This window comes from Pseudomonas sp. 10C3, assembly GCF_036346185.1.
In the GTDB taxonomy this organism is placed as follows: Bacteria; Pseudomonadota; Gammaproteobacteria; order Pseudomonadales; family Pseudomonadaceae; genus Aquipseudomonas.
The window spans coordinates 1-361 of the sequence record NZ_JASJVE010000088.1 but is presented as its reverse complement, the minus strand read 5'-3'; the positions used below and the strand labels follow the sequence as shown (position 1 = coordinate 361).

The following is a 361-nucleotide window of genomic DNA, read 5'->3' as shown; positions in this document are numbered from 1 at the left end:
TGGCGTCCCCTAGGGGACTCGAACCCCTGTTACCGCCGTGAAAGGGCGGTGTCCTAGGCCACTAGACGAAGGGGACGCAAAACCTTCTATACAACGTGATCAGACTGAGCCTGATCGATTCAAGGCCTGCGTGGCCAAGCCTTGAACTGTACAATTTGGTGGAGCTAAACGGGATCGAACCGTTGACCTCTTGCATGCCATGCAAGCGCTCTCCCAGCTGAGCTATAGCCCCGGATTTTTCGCCTCACGGCGGAGCAATACCTCGCGGCACTGCTTCTTGATACTGGCGTCCCCTAGGGGACTCGAACCCCTGTTACCGCCGTGAAAGGGCGGTGTCCTAGGCCACTAGACGAAGGGGACG

At 58.2% G+C, this 361-nt stretch carries 3 tRNA genes; all 3 read right to left on the bottom strand.

Annotated elements, in window-relative coordinates:
- The 3 genes from QN399_RS26240 to QN399_RS26230 all read right to left on the bottom strand — a co-directional run bounded on the left by QN399_RS26240 (window position 1) and on the right by QN399_RS26230 (window position 360).
- A tRNA-Glu gene (locus tag QN399_RS26240) sits at window positions 1-76 on the bottom strand.
- A gap of 80 nt (window positions 77-156) precedes the next feature.
- Window positions 157-232, bottom strand: a tRNA-Ala gene (locus tag QN399_RS26235).
- Window positions 233-284: 52 nt separating this feature from the next.
- Window positions 285-360: transfer RNA gene (locus tag QN399_RS26230), tRNA-Glu, on the bottom strand.
- Between the last annotated feature and the right edge of the window lies 1 nt (window position 361).